Consider the following 20,835-nt stretch of genomic DNA (forward strand, 5'->3'; position numbering starts at 1 on the left):
TCTTTTCTGCCGCCGAGACCGACCGGAGCCCGGTTATCTACTGGTTAGCAAATTTCTAGCAAATCTACGGTGATGCGCCGATAGGATCGAACCGCACCGGTGCGGATTCGCCATCCAACCAACACGACCCATCGACAAGAGGGGAAGACATGGCGCTCTTCGCATTCACCGACTACTCCGGCAAAGAGTTCATCATCCAGCTGACCAACGAGCAGCGGATCGCCGAAGCACGCCGCATCCTGTCGGGTGACGAGCAGATGTCCGTCCACGTCATGGGCCGGATCCGGAAGATGCCCGCCCCCTACAACCCGGGTTGGGACTTCCATCTGGACCCCGACACCATCACCTTCTTCACCATGGCGATCGAGGTTTGCGACGCCAGCATCATGTACGTGAACGATCACCTGGACGAGGCGTGCGGCGCGTTTCTGCCGGGCTGCTTCTGGTGTCCGTGGTCGTCGAAGCTGACCCGCGAGGTCGCCGACCGGTAATCGGCTGGCAAACGCTTCCGGCCGGCGTGTGAACGCCGGCCGGAAGTCTCGGATTCAGTCCAACTTGCGCGAGCGCAATTCGTGGCCCTTGGACGTCTTGCACCGTCCCGACTCCAGGTCCCACTGCCAGCCGTGCAGGTTGCAGGTCAGCGTGTTGCCTTCGACCACACCGAACTTCGACAGGTCCGCCTTCAGGTGCGGGCACCGCCGCTGCACCTCCCAGCCGCTGAGTTCGGTGGAGGCGGAGTCGTCGTGCGCCTCGGAGAACCAGCCGTCGGCGTAGGCGATCCGCTCGTCGGTGAGGCACTTGAAGAAGGTGTAGAGGAACTCGTTGTATCCGCCGATGCGCCAGGCCTGGAAGCGGGTGGACAGGAAGATGGTGTTCACCCAGTCGGGCTCCCGGTCGCGCAGCACCGTGCGCACCAGCTCCGGCGCGATGCGGAAGCCGTAGCGGTAGCGCCCCTCGCCTTCGATCGGCTCGCGCACCGTGCGCTTGGGGAAGTCCAGCACGACGGTCTCCTCGCCGATCACCAAGCCGACCGGGTAGCCGATGCCGTCGCAGATCACGTCGCTCTGGGCCATGATCGGCTCGAACACTTTGCGCAGCGGCTCCAGCAGCGAGCCATCGCCGCGCTCCCAGGTCGCCTTCTCGGCCTCCAGTACCGGGGCGAGGCGCTGGGCCATCCGTTCGATGTACTCGGCCTTGTTGTCGTAGATCTCGGCGGGGTCGCTCGGGTGGGTCAGGGTCAGCTCGGCGCCGCGCACGTCCGCGACCGAGCCGGGGATCATCAGGATTCCGCCCCCGTTGCCGTGGATCTCCATCTGCTCCAGGAACACCTTCTGGTCGGGGAAGATGTTGCCTTCGTCACCGCGATCGTCGTTGAGGTAGCGCAACTCGTCGTCCAGGAACACCGGCGGACCCGCCGACGGCACCACCCAAGTCGCGCCGACCTGCTCGATGTAGCTGCGGGCGCGGTCCATGCCGCGCTGACGCTTCTGCTTGCCGAAGTTCGACTTGGTGCGGGCCGGGATGTCGTAGACCATCGGGTACCAGATCGCGCCCGAGTACTGCAGCAGGTGGATGTCGACATGGCCGAAGGCGTCCTGCAGCACGTCCATGTCGACCGGGCGGGCGTCGTTCATGTTGAAGCAGGTGGTCTCGCCGTCGGAGACCACGAGCCCGGAGTCGCCGATCGGGCCGTCGGCGGGCGCGCGCAACGCGATGATCATGACGTCCAGGTCCCCGCCGGGGCCGGTCACCGTGTGCTTGACCGAGTCCTCGGTCTCGAAGAACTTGTGGAAGCCCAGCTGCTCGAGCTCCCGGCGCAGATCCGGCACGGGATAGTCCGGCAGCAGCACGGTCGCGTCCTTGTTCACGTGCTCGGCCAGCGTCTTCGCGTCGAAATGGTCGCGGTGCAGGTGCGAGACGTAGAGGAAGTCGCATGCGCCCAGCTCGTCCCAGTCCAGCTGGGTGTTGTCGGGGAACGGGAACCAGGAACCGAAGTACGCGGGGTTCACCCAGGGATCGCAAAGGATCGACCCGGCCGCGGTGCGGATGTGGAATCCGGCGTGTCCGACGCTGGTGATCTGCACTAGCTGCTCCTCCTGCTGTTTACCAGCCAACCAGGGTAGTAGTTACGGCGAGACATCGCCGATGCAGTAGCCGTCCGTCCCGGAGCGCAAGGTGAAGGTGCGGGTCTGCGTCACACCGGAGGAGTTGGTCACCGGCACGAGCACCGCGATGTAGTCGGTGTTCACCTGCTCCGACCGGATCTGCTGGTCGGCGAACTCGGCGGCCCCGGTGAGCACGCCCTGGTTGTTCGCCAGCGGCGCGGGGCTCGGACGCCCGGTGCCCTTGGGATCCCAGGACGCCGGGGACGCCTTACAGATCAGAGGGTAGTCGCCTTCTTTGTCGGCGGGGTCGAGCGGAGTGCCGACGAAGCGGGAGAGGTACCGGCGCACGGTGTGCCGGGCGTCGGCGTCGTTGTAGGCGATCTCCGCACCGGCCGTCGCGACGCGCGGGCAGGCGTAGCCGGTCTCGATCTCGGCGCGCTGGACGGCGACGGTGGTGGTCGGGCTCTTCCAGATGACGGCGTCCTGGCCCGCCGTGCCGGGCTGGGCCAACGCGGTGAGGACGGCCTGCTGGTCTCCGTACATCTCGGCGACGTTCCTGGGCGCGATGGTCCAGCACTTGTCCTGCATCTCGGCGATGGTGTGCGAGCGCAGGTCGGCCGCCCAGCGCCGCATCGCCGGGGCGGCGGCAGGCACCCCCGCGACCGCGCCGACCGCCGGAGCGTCGGCGGGAACCGGCGGAAGCGCGGAGGAGCTCGGCGGGGGCGTGGCCGGCACGGCGGCCGGCGGTGTCGTGCGAACGGCCGCCTGCGGCGGGGTCTCCTCCGGAATGCCGACGACGGAATCGCATCCGGTCAGCGCGATCGCAGCGATCAGGGCGGAGCCGCAGGCCAGCGCGGCGCGGGTCGCTCGCCCGGCCCGGTTCCGCTCGCGTGCTGCACTGCGGTCGTACTCGCGCGGTACCGATCGGGCGCGTTCCACTTCGACGATCCTCTTCTCTCCGGACGTGCGGTCGGGGCTGCTCATGCGTCCTCGCTCCGGCGCGGCGCGCGGCGGCGGCGAACTGCCGATGGGGACGAGCAGCGACTACGCTAGCGGACTTGTGGAACCCGTCTACCGGACGATCATCGGCCTCGCCCGTACCGTCTTCTTCATCGAAGGTCTGAAGTTCACCGTCAAGGGCGATGAACACATTCCCGCCCGAGGTGGCGCCGTGCTGGCGGTGAACCACACCGGCTACATGGACTTCACCTACGCGGGCCTGCCGGTGCGCACCCCGAAGCGCTACGTCCGGTTCATGGCCAAGAAGGAGGTCTTCGACGACAAGATCTCCGGCCCGATCATGCGCGCGCTCAAGCACATCCCCGTCGACCGTTCGGCGGGCGCGGATTCCTACAAGGCCGCTGTGGACTATCTGCGCCGTGGCGAGCTGGTCGGGGTGTACCCCGAGGCGACGATCAGCCGCAGTTTCGAGATCAAGGAATTCAAGTCCGGCGCGGCGCGCATGGCCATCGAGGCGGAGGTGCCGATCATTCCGATCGTCATCTGGGGCGCGCAGCGGGTCTGGACGAAGGGGTTCCCGAAGCGGCTGGGCCGCACCAACACGCCCATCTCGATCGCGGTCGGCGAGCCGATCCAGCCGTTCGAGCCCGCCGCCGAACTCACCGCCAAGCTCCGCTCGACCATGCGGGAAATGCTGGCCGACCTGCAGAAGGACTATGTGCACGAGCCCGGCGCGTACTGGGTTCCGGCCCGGCTCGGCGGCAGCGCTCCTACCCTGGAAGAGGCGGACGCGATGGACGCCGCCGAAGCCGAGGCGAAGGCCGCGCGCAAGAACGCGGCGGGGCAGTAGCGGGAGGTGCGATGGCGCGCGAACCGGTTTACGACATTCTCACCGGATTGGCCCGCGCCATCTTCTTCGCGCAGGGTCTGCGCCTCGATATCCAGGGCAGGCAGCACATTCCGCGTTCCGGCGGCGCGGTGCTGGCGGTGAATCACACGGCTTATCTGGATTTCATGGAAGTCGGACTGGTCGGGCGCAAGTCCGGCCGCAACGTCCGGTTCATGATGAAGGCCGAACTGGAACACGGCATCGTCGGCTTTCTCATGAAGCACTGCAAGGCGATCGGCGTCGATCGCACGGCCGGAGCCGAGTCGTACGCCCGCGCGGTGACCGCTTTGCGCGAGGGCGAGGTGGTCGTGGTCTATCCCGAGGCGACGATCAGCCGCAGCTTCGAGTTGAAGGAATTCAAGTCCGGTGCGGCGCGCATGGCGGTCGAAGCCGGGGTCCCGATCGTTCCCCTGGTCATCTGGGGCGCTCATCGGATCTGGACCAAGGACATCCCCAAGCAGTTGGGCCGCCATAATTTTCCGGTCACCATCCGGATCGGCGCACCGATCCCGCCCGATGAACCGGCCGAGAAACTCACCGCCACCTTGCGGACGCGGATGGGTGAGCTTTTGGACCTCGCTCAACGCGACTATCCAATGGTGGAAGGCGCCCGCTGGGTCCCCGCACGGCTCGGCGGAACCGCCCCGACTCTCGCGGAGGCGGCTGTGCTGGAACGCGAGGAGATGGAGAGGCGGCGGCGCGCGAAGGCGCGGTGACGGCGCTGTACCCGCCACGTCGTAGGGCGGCACTCGATCAGGCCGCGTCGAGCGCTGCGGTGATCTTGCGGACCATCTCGGCCGGGACGGGGCTGGGCGCGCCCTTGTGGGATCCGGCGGCTGCGTCGATGGCGACGAGGACGGTGCTGCGGAAGTTGTCGGCCTCGGCCGGGTCCTGATTCGCGAGCAGCCTCATCGCCGCGGTCAGGGCAGGCAGCACATGGTCGGTGAGTTCGGCGACGTTCTTGCCGTTCAGGGTGATGTCCTTGGACTTCGCGGCGAGTACGTGCCCGACCAGGCCGGTTGCCGACGACAGGGCGATGCTGCCGTGCGTGGCGGCCTTGTGGGGTGAGCCGGTGGCGTCGGCGGCGGCCATGAGCGATACGGCGCCGTAGGCGGCGGTGCGGACGGTGGCCTTGTCCTGGTCGGTCAGGGTGATGGACATGGTGGTGTGCTCCTTCGAAATGTGGGGGGTCGGCGGGCCGGTCAGTGGCTCGGCGAGCCGTGCTGGTCTCCGGCCGGTGCGGTCTGGCGGACGGCATCGGCGATGGCGCGAAAGTCCTTGCGCAGGATCGCGCCGTGGTTGCCGGCGACCTTCGCGCCGATCCGGATGTTCGGATTGCGGGCGCACACGCCGTCCAGGCTGGTGCGGATTCGCTCTTGCTCGTCGCCACGGCTTCCGAACGACGTCCCCGAAGCAACCACATACCGCACCGGAACAGTGCTGCGGTCCAGCAGGGGACCCAATTCGCGCTCACGGGAGAGCTTGCCGAGCTCGATGTTGCTCTCGGCCATCTGTTCGGCGGTCATCCGCGGGGTCAGACCGGTCGGGCGCAGCAGCGGCGTGAACCAGCTCAGCCGCTTGAACAGCTTGCGGATCCGCTGCTCCATGGCCTCGTCGAGCCAGTCGTACGGGAAGGCGCCGTCGACCAGCACCGCGCCCATGGCACGGTCCGGATTCCGGTCGGCCCAGTGCGCCGCGACGACTGCCCCGTAGGACCAGCCCACCAACAGCGCCCGGTGCACGCCTCTGGCCGCCGAGACCGCATCGACGTCCCGGACGGCGGCCTCGAAGGAATAGTCCGCCGAACGCCGGGATTTGCCGCGGGCGCGCTCGTCGAAGGTGATGTGCCGGTAGGCGGGGCCGAGCGCGGCGATGACCCGCCGCCAGTAGCCCTGAGTGGCGAACTGGCCGTTGCAGTAGATCACGGGGATACCGGGACCGCCGGTATCGGTGACCGCCAGGGCGGTATCGTCCACCGGCACCGTGCCGGTCCACTTCGAAGCGGGGGCCGGGTTGCTGTTCTTCGTCATGGCAACAACTCTCGGCGTCCGGCCTGACACCGCCCTGACACCCGCCTGATACGGCCACTGACACCGTGTTTCGCGGCGGCGGTTGTAGTTCAGCCCAGATCGGGTGCGTTCTCGACCGCCCTACGCGAGCGGCGGTCGGAACATCCGACTACCGCCCGGTCCGCAGGGCCTTCAGTACGCTCCGTCACCCCGGGCCACCACACCGACCGTGCGCGCGATCAGCCGCAGGTCCATCCGCATGGACACGTTCTCCACGTAGGACAGATCGAGCCGCACGGCGTCTTCGAGCGGAAGGTCCGACCGGCCACTGACCTGCCACAAGCCGGTCAGCCCCGGCTTCACCAGCAGGCGTCGGCGCATCATGTGGTCGTAGGTGTCGACTTCCCGCCGCACCTGCGGTCGCGGCCCGACCACGCTCATGTCGCCGCGCAGCACGTTGAGGAACTGCGGCAGCTCGTCGAGACTGTACTTGCGCAGGAATCGTCCGACCGGCGTGACGCGGGGATCGATCTTCATCTTGAAGAAGACCGGATTTGCACCTTGCTGTGCGATCAAAGCTTCGGCATATCGGTCGGCATCGTCGTGCATACTGCGAAACTTGATCATGCGGAAGGGCAGGCCGTATCGGCCGATGCGTTCGGACAGGTAGAAGACCGGGCCGCGGCTGGTGGTCTTCACCGCGATCGCGATCACGAGGAACACCGGCAGCAGCAGTAGCAGGCACATCGTCGCGAAGACGATGTCGAAGGCCGTTTTGCTGACCGACCGAGCCCGCTCGTACTGCGGTTCGGCGATGTGCATCATCGGCATTCCCGCGACCTGCCGATTGGTGAGCCGGGATATGGCGATGTCGACCGCCCCTGGCGCCAGCATGAACTCGACTCCCAGCGCATCCAGTTCCCAGGCGAGCCTGCGCAACTCGGTCGGACCGAGATGCCGGGTCGGACCGATGGCGACGGTGTCGGCGTGGGTGTGCAGGACCGCCCGCAGCACGGCGCTGTCGTCGCCGACGACCGCGACCGTGCCGCCGGTGAACGCCAGCGGCGCATCTCCTGATTGCCCACCCGGCACGCAGGCGCCGACAACGTTGTACCCGGCGCCCGGGTCTGTGGCGAACGCCGCGGATATCGCCGCGGCCGCTTCGGCCGTACCGACCACGAGTACGGCCGAACGATAGCGTCCCCGGCGGCGTGCCCTGGCAAGCTGGTGGCGCCACCACAGTCGTCCACCGACCACCGCGAGTACGCCCGCCGGAAAGGCGATCGCGAGATACCCTCGGGCGAACTTGATTTCGAGTGCCAGTGACGTGAATGCCAGTACGCCGAACAGGTGCATCGTCGCCGACATCAGCCGCCGGAATTCCTCGACACCGCTGCCGACCAGCTGCGGCGCACGGCTGCCCGCACTACCGAGGATCGCGAACCAGCCCGCGACCAGCGCCCCGGATACCATCGTGTAGCCGACCCGGTACGGCCCTTCCCAGGCCAGCGGCGGAGCGCCGCCCTCATTGAAACGGATCAGTTGCGCACTCCCCACAGCGATGGATACGGCGGCGAAATCGGTGATGGCGAGGCGGCGTACGTACTCCGATCGCCAGGCCTTACGGGTCGAGACGGTAACCGGGGTAACCGTGAAGGATCGTGGGATTTCGGCGGTCCCATGCCATTCCGGGACAGCCTTGGATTTCATCAAGAGAACACCCCTCCTGGGGCAACGGTGGAATTGCTACCCGATCCGAGGATCGGCTGTCCCGGCAGCGTCCCGACCGCCTCTACCGAGCGCTTCCTCGGCACTTGATCGGCAAGTGTCACAACATTTCTCGCCGGTCAGAAGGTGTGCGCGAGGCAGCGTGATCGGGATGTTAACTGATGCGAATCCGCCCAGCGACCCATTGTGATGCGCGTTTGGAATAACACCACGAGTGCGAATATGAAATGTGCCCTATATCACAGTTAGTAACGCGGATGTGTAACCCGGCCGATATTGCCGTCGGTACGCTGAAGGTCGCAACAGGTGCGGTCGGTACCACGAATGACGTTCTCGTCGCGCGCATCTCGTGATACGCCGGGCAGCTTCTGCTTCCGTGTGCCGCGACAGGCGTTCCGGCGGGCCGGGGCGTTTCGAGCAAAGGATCGGATCTGTGCGCTGTCGACTCTGTGACTCCGACAGGCTGTCCAGCATTCTGGACCTCGGCGCCACACCGCCGTGCGAATCGTTCCTCACCGCCGATCAGCTCGACCTGCCCGAGCCGACCTATCCCTTGCACCTCCGGGTGTGCACCGACTGCCTGCTACTGCAGATTCCGGCGCTGATCACGCCGGAAGACACCTTCACCGAATACGCCTACTTCTCCTCCTACTCCGACAGCTGGGTCCGGCACGCGGGCGAGTTCGTCGACACCGCGACCGCACGGCTGGGGCTGGGCAGGAACTCCTTCGTGGTAGAGGTCGCCAGCAACGACGGCTACCTATTGCGCCACGTCGTCGACCGCGACATCCGATGCCTGGGCATCGAGCCATCGGCCAACGTCGGAGCAGCGGCTCGCGAGTCGGGCGTGCCCACCGAAACCGTCTTCCTCGACGAGGATTCCGCACGCCGCGTCCGTGCCGAACACGGCCCCGCGGATCTGGTGATCGCGAACAACGTCTACGCCCACATCCCGGATCTGCGCGGGTTCACTCGTGCGCTGCGCATCCTGCTGGCGGATGACGGCATGCTGACCATCGAAGTCCACCATGCGCTGAACTTGGTCGAGTCCGGTCAGTTCGACACCATCTACCACGAGCATTTCCAGTACTACACCGTGCTGTCGGCGCAGCGTGCGCTCGCTGTCGCCGGATTGACCGTGGTAGATGTCGATCGGCTACCGACGCACGGCGGATCGATCCGGCTGTGGGTGCGCCCCGATGCCGCCGCGGAGGCGGTGAGCGACCGGGTGCGGGTGGTGCTCGACCTCGAGCGCGCCGCCGGGCTGCACTCGGTGGCCGGCTACACATCGCTGCGGGAGCGTGCCGAGTCGGTGCGGCATGAATTGCTTCGGTTCCTGCTCGACTGCAGGCACCAGCGCAAACGCGTCGCCGGATACGGTGCACCGGGCAAGGGAAACACACTGCTCAACTACTGCGGGATCCGACCTGACCTGCTCGAATACACCGTCGACCGCAACCCCTACAAACACGGCAGATTCACACCGGGAACGCGAATCCCGATCCACCCGCCGGCCCGTCTCGACGCCGATCGCCCGGACGTGATCGTGGTGCTGCCTTGGAATCTCGAGTCCGAGATCACCGCACAGTTGCGGCATGTCGCCGAGTGGGGCGGTCGGCTCGCCTATCCCTTGCCCGAGCTGCACGTGATCGACCCGGCGTTCCCGGCCCGCACGGTGCAGGCCGGAGCCGAGTCGAAAGGAAACCGGCGCCGATGAAAGTCGTCTTGTTCTGCGGTGGCTACGGCATGCGCATGCGCGGAGGCAGCGATGACATGGTGCCCAAGCCGCTGCAACTCGTCGGCCCCCGCCCCTTGCTCTGGCACGTGATGCGGTACTACGCGCACTACGGCCACACCGAATTCATTTTGTGCCTCGGATACGGCGCCGAACACATCAAGAATTTCTTCCTCACCTACCGGGAGTCGGCGTCCAACGACTTCGTGATCCGCAACGGCCGGGTCGAGTTGCTCGGCAGCGACATCGATGACTGGACGATCACCTTGGTCGATACCGGCGTGGAGTCGGCCATTGGGGAGCGCCTGCGCCGGGTGCGCGAGCATCTCGGCGACGACGAGCACTTCCTGGCCAACTACGCCGACGTCCTCACCGACGCTCCCCTGGACGAGATGATCACCCAGTTCCACGCTTCGGGGGCGGCGGCCTCTCTCATGGTGGTGCCGCCGCAATCGTCGTTCCACTGCGTGGACCTCAGCCCTACCGGTGAGGTCAAGGACATCGTTCCCGTGGCGAATATGCCATTGTGGGAGAACGGCGGCTATTTCGTGCTCGGCCGGGAGATCTTCGACCTGCTGCCACCCGGTGGAGATCTGGTGGAGGACGCTTGCGGAGCGCTCGCAGGCCAGGGCCGGTTGTTCGGTTACCGCCACGACGGATTCTGGAAGCCGGCGGATACATTCAAGGAGCGCGCCGAACTCGACGCGGCCTACCGCAGCGGACACCGGCCATGGATGGTGTGGGAGCCGTGATCGCGCTGCTTCCCCCGCGGCCCGCCGAGATCGCCCTGCTCGGCGCGCACTGCGACGACATCCCGATCGGCATGGGCGCCACGCTGTTGTCGCTGACCCGCGACCATCCGGATATGCGGGTGCGCGCGCTGGTCCTCTCCGGTGCGGGCACCGAGCGCGAAGAGGAGGAACGGGCGGCGCTCACCGCCTTCTGCGCCGGACGGACGCCGGAGTTGACGGTGCTCGACGTCCCGGACGGACGAGCACCGGCGCACTGGGATCGGATCAAGACGGCCGTAGCGGAGTTTCGCCGGGCGGGCGAACCGGACCTGGTGTTCGCCCCGCAACCGGGCGACGCGCACCAAGATCACCGCACGCTCGCCGAGCTGGTGCCGACCGAGTTCCGCGACCACCTGATCCTCGGCTACGAGATCCTCAAGGCGGAGGTCGACACACCGGCGCCGACCGTGTTCCACCCGGTCGACGCGGAGCTGGTCCAGCGGAAATCGGAACTGCTGCACCGGCATTACCCGTCCCAGACCGGTCGCGACTGGTTCGACGAAACCGCGTTCCTCGCCTCCGCGCGGATCCGCGGCGTGCAGTGCCGCACCGAGTACGCCGAAGCCTTCGTGGTGGACAAGGCCGTCATTCGATGGGAGAAGCAGTGACAACGATGCGAGTCCTGGTCACCGGGCATCAGGGATACCTGGGCACCGTCATGGTCCCGATACTGCGGGCCGCCGGGCACGAGGTCATCGGGCTCGACACCGGGTGGTTCGCCGACTGCCTGCTCGGCGAGTTCGCCGGTGACCCGGTGGGCCTGCGCCTCGATCTGCGATCGGTGGGGATCGAAGACCTTCGCGGCATCGATGCGGTCGTCCATCTCGCCGCGCTGTCCAATGATCCTTTGGGCGCGCTCGCGCCGGAAGTCACCCACGAGATCAACCATCGCGCCTCGGTGCGTCTGGCTCGGCTCGCGAAAGAAGCCGGTGTGTCACGGTTCCTGTACGCCTCCACCTGCTCGGTGTACGGGGCCGCCGGAGACGAGCTGGTGACCGAGTCGGCGCCGCTGCGGCCGATCACCCCGTATGCCGAGTCGAAGGTGCGGGTCGAAGACGACGTCGCGGCGCTGGCCGACGACCACTTCGTTCCGGTGTTCCTGCGCAACGCCACCGCGTTCGGATTCTCGCCTCGCCCCCGCGCTGACATCGTGCTCAACAATCTCGTCGGTCACGCCGTCCTCACCGGTGTGGTCAAGGTGCTCTCCGACGGCACGCCCTGGCGGCCGCTGGTCCACGCCCGCGACATCGCGGCAGCCTTCGAACGCTGCCTCACCGCACCGGCATCGGCCGTCGCCGGCCGGGCGTTCAACATCGGGACCGAGCGAAACAACCTCACCGTTGCCGAGATCGCCGAGTCGGTGGTGGCCACCGTGCCGGGGTCGCGGCTGCTGGTCACCGGCGAGACCGGGGCCGACCCACGCTCCTACCGGGTCGACTTCTCCGCCGCTCGCGCGGTGCTCGGGTTCGAGGCGCAGTGGTCGGTGCCCGACGGCGCCGCCGAACTCTACCGTGAGTACACCGAACGCGGCCTCACCCAGGACGCCTTCTTTCAGCGATTCACGCGACTCACGTGGCTCCAGCGGCTGCGCGCGTCCGGCGCGCTGGACCCGCGGCTGTGTGCGGTCACCGCGCCGGCGACAGGGTAGCCCGCAGATGCTCCCATCGTCCCGCGTTCGCGTCGCGATCCGACAGCACCGTCACCGGCAGCGGCCAGGCGATCGCCAAGTCCGGATCATCGAAGGCGACGCCGAGATCCTCGGCGGGATCGTGCGGCCGATCGATGCGGTAGCACACGTCGGCGGTGTCGGTGAGCGCTTGGAATCCGTGCAGGAATCCCGGCGGCACGTACAGGTGCCGGAACTCCTCGTCGTCGAGCCGGAACGCCTGCGTCCGGCCGAACGTCGGCGACGACGGCCGGATATCGACCAGCACGTCGTGCACCGCGCCGTGTGCGCAGCGGACCAGCTTGGCCTCGCCGCGCCCGGATCGGCCGTGCATGCCGCGCACCACCCCCCGGCGCGACCGGGACTGCGAGTCCTGCACAAAACTGGCGGAAATTCCTGGAATCCCCAGGTGAGAGTCGAATTCGGCGGCATCGAAGGTCCGGGTGAAAAGGCCCCGGTCGTCCCGGACGGGCGCTGGGATCAACACCACCACGTCGGCCAGGTCGGTCTGCTCGATACGCACACCGGCATCGTGTCATGACCGGCCGCTGCCGCGCCTGCTCCGGCGCCGTTCTGCACACCGTCCTGGATCTCGGGACGGTGCCCGCGGCCGATGATTTCCCGCCCGCGGCACGACCGGTGACGCCGGCGGAGACCACGCATCCACTGCGGATGGTGCGGTGTGCGCGATGCGAGCTGGCACAACTCGCCGAAGACGACACCGTGGCGTCCGAACCCCGTGGAGTGGAGCCGCAGGCTCTCCGTGATCAGGCCGCTGACGCGATTGCGCGGGTCGACGCGGCCGGACTGCTGCGCGGCAACACGGTCATCGAATTCGGCAGCCCGCACGGTGGTTCGTGGCTGCCGTTGCTGGCCGAGCGTGGCTGCGCGGAAGCCGACGCGGCGCGGGCGGACCTGGTTCTGGACTGTTTCGGCATCATGCACGAACCCGACCAGCGTGCAGCCTTCGCCGCCCGCGCCGCGGCCGTCGTCCCGGGCGGATTGTTGCTGTTGCAGTACCACTCGCTCGCCGCCATCGTGGCACAGCGGCAGTGGAACGCGTTGCGCCACGGGCATTTCGCGTACTACTCCCTGCATGCGCTGAGCCTGGCGCTCACCGGCGCGGGCATGGGCGTGACCACCGCGTGGGAGTTCGACCTCTACGGGGGGACGGTGCTGGTGGCAGCTCGGCGCGGGCCCGCAGCGCCCGACCGCACCGTGCGCGAGATCCTGTCCCGCGAACGCGAGATCATCACCCCGGAATCGCTGCGCCTGCTACAGCGGTTCGTGGACGATCACGTGCGCGCGCTGCGGACCTGGCTGATCGATGCGGCCGCGGCCGGGCAGCGAGTCTATGCCTACGGGGCGGCGTCCCGGGCGGTTGCCCTGCTGTCGCTGGCTGGTGCGCACCAGGGGCTTGTCGCAGGCGTCGCCGACGTCGCGCCCGCCAAGCAGGGACGCCGAATGCCCGGCACCGACATCCCGATCATCAGCCCACGGGAGCTGATCGAGGCGGCACCCGACCGGGTGCTGTTGACGCTGCCCGACCTGCTGGGTGAAGTGTCGTCCGGACTTCCGGAACTCGACGGTCGCTGGTTCCTCGACGATCCCCGCGGACCCAGAAAAGGAGGTGTGGACGACCGCCACACCCCCTGGGCCGCCCCCGGCCAGCAGTTCACGAGCGAAGGACAGCCGTACCGATGAACACCACCCCTCGGATGCGCCGACACCGGCTGCACTGGCCGGCTGACTCGGTCGCACCGGCCACTGCGCTGATTATCGCGGCTGTCTTGCCGATGTGCGGCGGCACCGCCGCTGTCGACGGCACGAGCTCGACGGTGTGATCGACAGTGGACCCTACCGGACAGAAGCAACCGCGATCGTGCTCAGCGGCCTACCGTGGCCCGCGCTCGCACCCGCAGCCGCGTCCCCAACGCCCGGACCAGACGCAGATCACCGGCCAGCACGTCGGCCGGACGCACGAGATCCGGGTGATCGGCGCCCAGGCGATGATGGAATCGCAGCTGCTCGGTGAGCTTGCTACGGGTCGAGGTGCGACTGCACAGGTTGAACGAGGAGTTCCGCCACGCGGCAACGATGTCGCCGAGCCCGACGAAAGCGCCGCGGCTGCCGACGCGGGCGAACAGGTCCACATCCATCGGAAACACCAGGTCGCCGCGCAGTCCGCCGACGGCGTCGTAGTCGGTACGCCGGAACATGGCGGCCGCGGTCGGGCCGAAGTCGGCCGGTCCGCGACGCACGATCATCCGGGCCAGATGGCGGCTGCCGTGCCTGCCGACCAGCTGCGGCAGCCCAAGCCCCGTCTCGAGCATGTCGCCGGACTCGTCGATCACGTCGAACCTGCCCGCGCACAACGCGATCGCGTCGTCGTCGAACTCCGCCGACTGCGCGGTGAGGGCGCCGGGACGCAGGATGTCGTCGGCGCAGACCACCTTCACGAGGTCCCCGGTGGATTCCCGGATCGCCCGGTCCCAATTGGCGCCGATCGGCAGTACCCGATCGTTGCGCAGCACACGCACGCGCGGATCGCGCCGCGCTCGCGCGATGTCACCGGTGCGGTCGGTGCTCGCGTTGTCGAGGATCACGACTTCGAAATCGAGATCTTGGGCCAGCACCGAGTCCAGGGTCGCGGACAGAGTTCGTTCCGCGTTGTAGGCCGGCACGCACACCGACAGTTTCCGCATCCCAAGCCGCCCCTTTGCCAGAATCGCGATCGGACATTGCCTCGTAATTGCCGAAACTATGCCACATTTCACCGCGAGTTGGCATCTGCATTCGGAATTCCCAGTGCTGGATATCAGTTACCGCACCTCTGCGCGACCAGGATGAATCCGGCGTGCAGCCTTATACTTTCCGGCCGTGAACGAGTTCGGCAGACGACTTCACGGTGCGGCGAACGGGACGAAGGGATCGGGTCATGACGAGTGCGTCCGGCGCGGTGAAGGTGCACATGACCGGATCGGAATGGTTCGGCGCCGCGCCCGGCGGGCTGGGCCGATATTTCACGGACTTACACGGCGCTTTATCGGATATACCAGGGATTTCGATGTCGGCCGCCGCTTTCGGCCTGCCCGACCGGACGCATGCCGGGGCGCGATCCTGGGGGCCGGTCGGCGGGTCGACCCTGCGCCGCGCCCGCACCGCGTTCTGCGCTCGCGACGCATTGGACCCCGGCACGGTGGTGGATCGCCACTTCTGCCTCTACGGCCCGGCCGCCAGGGACCGGCGTGGTCGCCGGCTACCACTCGTCGTTCATTTCCACGGCCCGTGGGCGGCGGAAAGTCGAATGCACGGACAGCATCCCGTCGCAGCCTTCGCCAAATACCTCATCGAGCGTATGCGATACGTTTGCGCGGATCGTTTCGTTGTGCTCTCGGAACACTTCCGCAACGTGCTGTGTGACGATTACCGCATCGCGCCCGATCGCATCGAGGTGATCGCGCCCGGGGTCGATCTCACCCGGTTCCGCCCCGCCCCGGTCCCCGCGTCTGCGCCGGTCGTGCTCTGTGTGCGTCGACTGGAGCGCCGGATGGGGATCGATGTGTTGCTGCGCGCCTGGCCCGGGGTGCTCGCCGAACACCCGGAGGCTCGTCTGGTCATCGTCGGAACCGGCAGCGCCGAGGCGGATCTCCGGCGCGCAGCCACCGAGGGTGGGCTCGACGGCAGCGTCGAGTTCACCGGCCGGATTCCCGACCATGAGCTGGCCGCCCGCTACACCTCCGCCGCACTCACGGTGGTGCCGACCGTAGCCCTGGAGGGATTCGGCCTGATCGCCCTCGAGTCGCTCGCCGCGGGCCGGGCGCCGGTGGTCACCCGGTGCGGTGGTTTGCCCGACGCCGTGCAGGGCCTGGATCCGTCGCTGATCGTGCCGCCCGGCGACCCCACCGCGCTCGCGGCTCGGATCAGCGCGGCGATCGCGGGCTGTCGGCCCACACCGGCGCAATGCCGCGCCCACGCGGAGACTTTCAGCTGGCATGTCGCCGCCCGGCGGCACGCGGCGCTGTACCGGGAGCTCGTATGAGCGGACCCGCCGTCTTCCTCGGCCATACCGCCGCGCCCTCCGGAGCCGAATTGGCCACCCTGCGGCTGCTGCGCACACTGCGGACGCAGGGCACCGAAGTGGCGCTGGTGTGCACCGAGGACGGCCCGGTGATGGCTCGTGCCCGCGACGCGGGGATCGAGACTCGTGTCGTGACAGGCCGATTCGACAGCCGGGCGATGACCACCGCATCCGGCCCGTTGCGGCTGATCACCGGGTTTCTCGCGCTGCTGCGGCTGGGCTGGACGGTCGGTGGCGCGGTCCGCGAGCTGCGCGCTCGGGTATTGGTCGCGGAGAGCAGCAAAGCGCTCGTGCTGGGGGCGGTCGCGGCCCGCCGCGCGCGGGTGCCGCTCGTCTGGCAGGTCCACGACCGGGTGTCCCGGGACTACTTCGGCTTGCTCCCGGCCACCACGATCCGGCTGCTGGCCGCCCTGGTCTGCCGGGGACTGCTCGCCAACAGTCACGGCACCCGTGCCACGCTGCCCGCGCGTATCCCGGCGGCCGTCGCCTATCCGGGCGTCGCCCTGCCTGCAGCGCCGCCGTCGCCGCGCGGACGCGCGGCCGCCGACGCGGTCGTAGTCGTCGTGGGACGGTTGAGCCCCTGGAAAGGCCAGGACGTATTCCTGCGAGCCCTGGCGGCGGTGCCGACCCGGCCTGCTGCGGTGTACCTCGTCGGCGGCACGTTCTTCGATGAACAGCCGTTTCGGCAGTACTTGGAACGACTCGCCGACGAACTCGGTCTGGCCGTGACCTTCACCGGTCACGTCGACGACCCCGACCGGTACCTCGCCGAGGCCGACGTGCTCGTGCACTGCTCGGTGCTGCCCGAGCCGTTCGGGCAGGTGGTCGTGGAGGGTATGGCCGCGGGCTGCGCGGTGATCGCGACGGTGCCCGGCGGCCCGGCCGAGATCATCGACGACGGGCGTACCGGCCGATTGGTTCCTGCCGGTGACGAAGCCGCCCTCACCGCGGCTCTCACCGAACTGCTCGGCGATCCGGCCGCACGCGCCCGGATCGCCGCCGCGGGCGCCGACCGCGCGCGCGACTTCGACATCCGCGCCACGGCACATGTGGTCACCCGCTTCCTCGACGAGGTGGCGCCGCCGTGACCGAACCCGATTACCTGGCCACGCTCACCACCGACGTCTTCCCCCGCGTCGAACTGCCCCCGCGCCCCCGCGGGGTGCACCGGCGCGCCGACGGGGCGCGCGGGCCGGGAGGTGGTGGCGCGCACAGCAAGCCGAGCCGGTTCGAGGTGCTCGGCGATATCGCCCTGGTGAGTTTCGGCAGATACGGTCAGTACATCGTCACGGTCGTGACCGTGCCGTTGATCGCCCGGGTGCTCGGCGCCAACGGCCTCGGCCTGCTCGCCATCGGCATGTCGGCCTACTTCATCGGTTCGCTTGTCGTGGATCTGGGAGTCACGCAGTTCCTGTCCGCCCGCGTGCCGGAGATCAACGCGCGCAAAGACACCCGCTTGCGGGAGATCAACCAGCTGCGCGGCGACTATCTGGCCATCCGGCTCACCACGGCGACGCTGTTCGGTGCCGCGCTCGCCGTAGCCTCGGCCGTGCGCGTGCCGGAAGCAGCGCAGATGGTGCTGCTCGGGCTGTTCGTCGGTGGCTTCTGGTCCCTGTCGGAGGACTGGCTGCTGATCGGTGAGGGACGATTCGGCACCTCTACCGCGTATCAGACCATCGGCCGACTGTGCTATCTCGGGCTGCTGGTCGGCTTGCTTCCCCAGCTGCCGAACTCGCACATCGCCCTGCTGTGCTTACTGCTGTCCTCCGTGCCGACGGTGGCGTTGACATGGTGGGACGCCTGGCGCCGGTACGGGTCGCCTGCTCGTCCTCGCTACTACGGCGTCGTGCTGCGCCGCAGCGTTCCGGTGTTCGTCTCCCGGTTGCTGGTCACCGGCTACGGCCAGGGCGCGGCGACGCTGTATTCGACCGTGCTCGACGCCATCTCGCTGGGGCTGTACTCGGCGGGCGACCGCCTGGTGCGCGCGGTCCAATCCCTGCTCGACGCCATCGGCTTCGCGCTGCTGCCACGGATGGCCCGGCGCGGCGACGACCACGGGTTCTGGCGGCACAGCCTGCAAGCGCTGGCCGTGACCGTCGCCGTCGCCGCACTCGCTTCGGTCGGCATCTGGCTGGCCGCGCCACTGCTCATCCGGCTGGTCTTCGGAACCGAGTTCGCCGCGTCCACCGGCCTGTTGCGGATCGAGGTGCTGATTCTGCCCGCCACGACGGTCACCTCCTTCATCACCACGGCCATCCTGCCGGTGCGCCAGGACACCACCGGCGTCCTGATCGGCGCGCTGCTGGGGACTCTCGTCGCCGCGGGCGCACTGGTGCTGACCGTGCGGACCCGCTCGGTGCACACCCTGGTCTACGGCCTGCTGGTGGCCGAAATCACCGTCGCCACCTGGCATTTGCTGCGTGTGCGCTTCCTGACGCGCCGGGATCGGGCCGAAGCCGACACCGTGCCGCTGCCGATCGTGCCCCGGAAGGAAATCCGACCATGAGAATTCTGTTCGTCGGCGACGACTGGCTCGGCAGCAACGCGCGTTCGCTGGCCGACGGCTTCCGTCAGGCCGGCCACGACGTGCTCGTGGTCGACTCCACACCGGTGACCCTTCCGGCCAGGCTGTCGCCGCCGTGGGTGTACGCGAAGGCGACCGGCCGACGCGACCGGCGCACAGTCGAACGGGTACACGCCGAGATCGAACGAAACGCTGCCACCTTCCGGCCCGAGATGCTGTTCGTGTTCAAGGGAATCCATCTGGACCAGCAGCGACTGCTCGACGTGCCCGCCGCGTTGCATGTGCACTACAGCCCTGACGACGTGTCCAATCCCGAGAACCTGACCGATGCCTACCTGGCCGCCGAACCCGGCTGGGACCTCATCGTCACCACCAAACAGCACAACGTGCCGGAGTTGCTGGCGCGTGGCGCCCGTGCCGCGGGCTTCGTGCTCAGCGCCTACGACCCGGCCTGGCATCATCCGGCGGCGCGCCGAGGCACAGGTGATCATCTGGTCGGCTTCATCGGAGTGTGCCGACCCGACCGACGCGCCGAACTGGTGTCGCTGGCACGCCGCTACGGACCGCGCCTGCTGGTCCGCGGCCCCGGCTGGCGCCGGGTTCCTGAGTTGCGCGCCACCCGCGCCGTCGTCGGCGGCGCGGTGTACGGTCCGGAATACTCCGCGGCGGTCGCCGAGGTGACAGCCAATCTGGTGCTGCTCAACTCCGGCAACCGCGACACCCACACCTGCCGTACCTTCGAGGTGCCCGCGGCCGGTGGATTGTTCGTCGGTGAACGCACCGGCGAACACGCCGAGCTGTTGCGCGACACCGTCGAGTGCTTCCTGTTCGACGGCACCGACGAACTGGTCTCGATTCTCGATTGGGTGGCCGCCCACCCGGAGCGCGCGGCCGAGGTCGCGGCGGCCGGGCACCGGCGGATCACCGCCGAGGGGCATCGTTACGTGGATCGCGCCCGGCAGATCGTCGGCCTCGCCGCGGAGGTCGGGAACTGAACGCCTACACCGATATAGCCGCCGTCGCGGCTGCACTGGTCACGGTTGCGGCGGCCGCGCTGTGGGTTCCCGGCATCGCCCGCGTGTTCTTCATCGCGCAGGCCCTGTTCTGGTCGCTGTCCTACGTGGCGCGGCCGCTGGTGCTGCTCGCGGTGCTGCCCGATCCGCACTACGGCGACAACATCTCCGACCCCCGGCTGGCCGGACTGGGATACGACCGCGGGATCGGTCTGGTGCTCGACCACGTGGTGTTCGGTTTGTGGTGTTACGCGCTACTGGTGATCGGTTACGCGCTCTGGCGGCGGCGGCACCCCCCGAGCGCCGTCCCGGCCGCGGTCGAAGACCCCGGCGTGATGCCCACGCTGATCGTGCTCTACGGGCTCGGACTGTTGGGCCGGGCGGCATCGGTGGCCACCGGATCGCTGGGCGCGGCCGGTGAGGTCAGCAGCGGCAACCCCCTGCTCAGTTTCGTCGCCACGTTCGCAGGGATCGCGGCGCTCGGAATGATCATCTTCCTCCGGCCTGCACGGCCGCAGACCACGGCGCTGGTGCTCGGCGCCCTGTTCGCGGGCGAGCTGTACTGGTCGTCGGCCGTGCAGTCCAAGACACCGATCCTCGCCGCCGCACTCGCGCTGGCCGTGCGGTTTTCGATGCTCGGCTGGAACCGGCGCACCACGATCGGCGTGGTGCTGATCGGCGTGCTCGGCGTCGCCGGATTCGGCTGGCTGCAGTCGTTCAAGAACTCCGGCACGGCCGCGCTGGACGCGGCCCTCGTCGACTCCCGCTACCCGGAGAACGTCCGGCCGTTCCTGAGTATCCTGCGGCGCTTCGACCTGCTCGAAGCCGCCACCGACGCGTACTTCGTCGGTCCAGGGGGCTGGCTGTCGCCCGGCGAGGTTCTCCACCACGCGAGCCTGAGCCTGATCCCGGCGCAGGTACTCGGTATCGAGAAGCTCCAATCCGGTACGGCCTGGGCGAACGACGTGCGCGGCGCGTCGGTGGATATGAGCACCGTGTCGGTGTCCCTCGCGGAGGGCAACGTGAACGAAGGCTATCTGCTCGGCGGTGAGGTCGGCGTGCTCGTCGCCGTCGTGTTCACCTTCGGGCTGTTGCTCGCGTGGGAGCGCGCACTGTATTCGCGGTTCTTCCCGGTCCTGGTGCTGGGGCTCGCGATCACCGGCGCCTCCACCCTGTTCGAACGCGGGATTCTCGGCAGCTTCGAGAATCTCGGCAAGTTCGCCCAGTCGGCCGTGCTCGCCTGGTTCGTCCATCTGATCGTCACGGAATTCCGCCGCCGCCCGACGCCGCTCCCGTCACCGGCGCACGCTTCAGCAGTTACGAAGACATGAGGT

At 68.2% G+C, this 20,835-nt stretch carries 20 protein-coding genes; 13 read left to right on the forward strand and 7 right to left on the reverse strand.

Annotated features, from left to right (window positions below):
* The first annotated feature begins 149 nt into the window (after positions 1 to 149).
* Entirely contained in the window at positions 150 to 491 is a 342-nt protein-coding gene (locus tag ACL03I_RS35340; protein ID WP_039794242.1) for a BP74-related protein, read from the forward strand.
* Positions 492 to 545: 54 nt separating this feature from the next.
* Here the strand turns inward: ACL03I_RS35340 and ACL03I_RS35345 are convergent, their stop codons facing one another.
* Together ACL03I_RS35345 and ACL03I_RS35350 are read right to left on the reverse strand one after the other, a co-directional pair.
* A complete protein-coding gene (locus ACL03I_RS35345) occupies positions 546 to 2,084 on the reverse strand; it encodes a Rieske 2Fe-2S domain-containing protein (RefSeq protein ID WP_356963297.1) in 1,539 nt (512 codons plus the stop codon).
* 42 nt (positions 2,085 to 2,126) lie between these two features.
* A complete protein-coding gene (locus tag ACL03I_RS35350; protein WP_412808130.1) occupies positions 2,127 to 3,089 on the reverse strand; it encodes a hypothetical protein in 963 nt (320 codons plus the stop codon).
* Positions 3,090 to 3,165: 76 nt separating this feature from the next.
* Between ACL03I_RS35350 and ACL03I_RS35355 the strand changes: the two genes are divergently transcribed.
* Complete coding sequence (locus ACL03I_RS35355; RefSeq protein WP_355073260.1) at positions 3,166 to 3,915, forward strand: lysophospholipid acyltransferase family protein; 750 nt, start codon at positions 3,166 to 3,168, stop codon at positions 3,913 to 3,915.
* An 11-nt stretch (positions 3,916 to 3,926) separates the two neighbouring features.
* Complete coding sequence (locus ACL03I_RS35360; protein WP_355073259.1) at positions 3,927 to 4,670, forward strand: lysophospholipid acyltransferase family protein; 744 nt, start codon at positions 3,927 to 3,929, stop codon at positions 4,668 to 4,670.
* Positions 4,671 to 4,707: 37 nt separating this feature from the next.
* Here ACL03I_RS35360 and ACL03I_RS35365 read toward each other — a convergent pair whose 3' ends face one another.
* The 3 genes from ACL03I_RS35365 to ACL03I_RS35375 all read right to left on the reverse strand — a co-directional run bounded on the left by ACL03I_RS35365 (position 4,708) and on the right by ACL03I_RS35375 (position 7,673).
* Entirely contained in the window at positions 4,708 to 5,115 is a 408-nt protein-coding gene (locus ACL03I_RS35365) for a hypothetical protein (RefSeq protein WP_412808131.1), read from the reverse strand.
* 41 nt (positions 5,116 to 5,156) lie between these two features.
* A complete protein-coding gene (locus ACL03I_RS35370; RefSeq protein WP_412808132.1) occupies positions 5,157 to 5,984 on the reverse strand; it encodes an alpha/beta fold hydrolase in 828 nt (275 codons plus the stop codon).
* Positions 5,985 to 6,155: 171 nt separating this feature from the next.
* On the reverse strand, positions 6,156 to 7,673 hold the full coding sequence (locus tag ACL03I_RS35375; RefSeq protein ID WP_355073254.1) for a sugar transferase: 1,518 nt from the start codon (positions 7,671 to 7,673) through the stop codon (positions 6,156 to 6,158).
* Positions 7,674 to 8,124: 451 nt separating this feature from the next.
* On the opposite strand from ACL03I_RS35375, the gene ACL03I_RS35380 reads away from it, so the two are divergent.
* The 4 genes from ACL03I_RS35380 to ACL03I_RS35395 are packed head-to-tail and all read left to right on the forward strand — an operon-like array spanning position 8,125 to position 11,865.
* Positions 8,125 to 9,408: a methyltransferase domain-containing protein gene (locus tag ACL03I_RS35380; RefSeq protein ID WP_412808133.1), complete on the forward strand. Its 1,284-nt coding sequence runs from the start codon at positions 8,125 to 8,127 to the stop codon at positions 9,406 to 9,408.
* Complete coding sequence (locus ACL03I_RS35385; protein WP_355073250.1) at positions 9,405 to 10,178, forward strand: glycosyltransferase family protein; 774 nt, start codon at positions 9,405 to 9,407, stop codon at positions 10,176 to 10,178. The genes ACL03I_RS35380 and ACL03I_RS35385 overlap by 4 nt, the downstream gene beginning before the upstream one ends.
* Positions 10,157 to 10,825: a PIG-L deacetylase family protein gene (locus ACL03I_RS35390; RefSeq protein WP_412808134.1), complete on the forward strand. Its 669-nt coding sequence runs from the start codon at positions 10,157 to 10,159 to the stop codon at positions 10,823 to 10,825. The genes ACL03I_RS35385 and ACL03I_RS35390 overlap by 22 nt, the downstream gene beginning before the upstream one ends.
* A 5-nt stretch (positions 10,826 to 10,830) precedes the next feature.
* Entirely contained in the window at positions 10,831 to 11,865 is a 1,035-nt protein-coding gene (locus tag ACL03I_RS35395) for an NAD-dependent epimerase/dehydratase family protein (RefSeq protein ID WP_355073754.1), read from the forward strand.
* On the opposite strand, the gene rfbC is transcribed toward ACL03I_RS35395, so the two are convergent.
* Positions 11,843 to 12,406 (reverse strand): dTDP-4-dehydrorhamnose 3,5-epimerase, encoded by a 564-nt coding sequence (gene rfbC, locus ACL03I_RS35400; RefSeq protein WP_412808135.1) that lies wholly within the window; start codon positions 12,404 to 12,406, stop codon positions 11,843 to 11,845. The genes ACL03I_RS35395 and rfbC overlap by 23 nt on opposite strands.
* Positions 12,407 to 12,420: 14 nt before the next feature.
* Here rfbC and ACL03I_RS35405 point away from each other — a divergent pair, with 14 nt between their 5' ends.
* Entirely contained in the window at positions 12,421 to 13,587 is a 1,167-nt protein-coding gene (locus ACL03I_RS35405; RefSeq protein WP_412808136.1) for a class I SAM-dependent methyltransferase, read from the forward strand.
* Positions 13,588 to 13,769: 182 nt separating this feature from the next.
* Here ACL03I_RS35405 and ACL03I_RS35410 read toward each other — a convergent pair whose 3' ends face one another.
* Entirely contained in the window at positions 13,770 to 14,588 is an 819-nt protein-coding gene (locus ACL03I_RS35410; protein ID WP_355073243.1) for a glycosyltransferase family 2 protein, read from the reverse strand.
* Positions 14,589 to 14,848: 260 nt separating this feature from the next.
* Between ACL03I_RS35410 and ACL03I_RS35415 the strand changes: the two genes are divergently transcribed.
* The 5 genes from ACL03I_RS35415 (at position 14,849) to ACL03I_RS35435 (ending at position 20,832) form a co-directional block, all read left to right on the forward strand.
* The gene (locus tag ACL03I_RS35415) at positions 14,849 to 15,925 is read left to right on the forward strand and encodes a glycosyltransferase family 4 protein (RefSeq protein WP_412808157.1); all 1,077 of its coding nucleotides are present in this window, start codon (positions 14,849 to 14,851) and stop codon (positions 15,923 to 15,925) included.
* Positions 15,922 to 17,052, forward strand: a complete 1,131-nt coding sequence (locus ACL03I_RS35420) for a glycosyltransferase family 4 protein (protein WP_355073241.1) — start codon at positions 15,922 to 15,924, stop codon at positions 17,050 to 17,052. The genes ACL03I_RS35415 and ACL03I_RS35420 overlap by 4 nt, the downstream gene beginning before the upstream one ends.
* A gap of 146 nt (positions 17,053 to 17,198) precedes the next feature.
* Positions 17,199 to 18,470, forward strand: coding sequence for a lipopolysaccharide biosynthesis protein (locus ACL03I_RS35425; protein ID WP_356963501.1), 1,272 nt, complete (start codon positions 17,199 to 17,201; stop codon positions 18,468 to 18,470).
* Complete coding sequence (locus ACL03I_RS35430) at positions 18,467 to 19,483, forward strand: CgeB family protein (RefSeq protein ID WP_355073240.1); 1,017 nt, start codon at positions 18,467 to 18,469, stop codon at positions 19,481 to 19,483. Before ACL03I_RS35425 ends, ACL03I_RS35430 begins: the two co-directional genes overlap by 4 nt.
* Before the next feature lie 83 nt (positions 19,484 to 19,566).
* Positions 19,567 to 20,832 (forward strand): hypothetical protein, encoded by a 1,266-nt coding sequence (locus tag ACL03I_RS35435; RefSeq protein ID WP_412808137.1) that lies wholly within the window; start codon positions 19,567 to 19,569, stop codon positions 20,830 to 20,832.
* Positions 20,833 to 20,835 lie beyond the last annotated feature (3 nt).

The organism is Nocardia sichangensis (assembly GCF_047200615.1).
Classification (GTDB): domain Bacteria; phylum Actinomycetota; class Actinomycetes; order Mycobacteriales; family Mycobacteriaceae; genus Nocardia; species Nocardia sichangensis.